The 895-nt window shown below is 72.6% G+C and carries 1 protein-coding gene; it reads right to left on the bottom strand.

Annotated features, from left to right (window positions below):
• Positions 1-895: ATP-binding protein (locus R6V09_RS54015; RefSeq protein ID WP_442810322.1), on the bottom strand; the 895-nt coding region annotated here is incomplete at both ends.

Genomic DNA, 895 nt, shown 5'->3' with positions numbered 1-895 from the left:
GCCGCAGCAGCGCCGCCGCTGCGTAGACCTCCACCGGCACCTCACCGGGCACCAGCCGGTCCGCCTCCCGTTCGACGAGCCCGGTGTCCAACTCGCCCGCCACGACGTCCGGATGGGCCAGGAGCCTGCGCAGGAACCCCGCGTTCGTCGGCACGCCCAGCGTCACCGTGTCCGCGAGGGCGGCCCGGAGCTTCCTCAGCGCGGTCGCGCGGTCGGGGCCGTAGGCGATGACCTTGGAGAGCATCGGGTCGTAGAGGCTGCCGACCTCGGTGCCTTCGGAGAGCCCGGAGTCGGTGCGGACGCCGTCGCCGGAGGGTTCGTCCAGTTTCAGGACGGTGCCGCCGGAGGGGAGGAAGCCGCGGGAGGGGTCCTCGGCGCAGATCCGTGCCTCCACGGCGTGCCCGGTGAGCGTGATGTCGTCCTGCGCGAAGGGGAGCCGCTCACCCGCCGCCACCCGCAACTGCCACTCCACCAGGTCGAGTCCGGTCACCAACTCCGTCACCGGGTGCTCCACTTGGAGGCGGGTGTTCATCTCCATGAAGTAGAACGACGACACGGGGGGTTCGGGGGGTGTCCCCCCGATGGGCACAGTGCTGCCCGGCACGATGAACTCCACCGTGCCCGCGCCCGCGTACCCGCACGAGCGGGCCGCCTGGACCGCCGCCTCGCCCATCGCCGCACGCGTGCCGGTGTCGAGGAGCACGCTCGGAGCCTCCTCGACGACCTTCTGGTGCCGGCGCTGCAAGGAGCACTCGCGCTCGCCGAGATGGACGACGTTGCCGTGGCCGTCGGCCAGGATCTGGATCTCGATGTGGCGGGGGCGGTCGACCCAGCGCTCGACCAGGAGGGTGTCGTCGCCGAAGGAGGCGCGGGCCTCGCGGCGGGCGGCGGCGAT

This window comes from Streptomyces sp. W16, assembly GCF_033194735.1.
Classification (GTDB): Bacteria; Actinomycetota; Actinomycetes; order Streptomycetales; family Streptomycetaceae; genus Streptomyces.
Note: the sequence above shows the minus strand (reverse complement) of the source record. Positions and strands in the feature narration are given on the sequence as shown.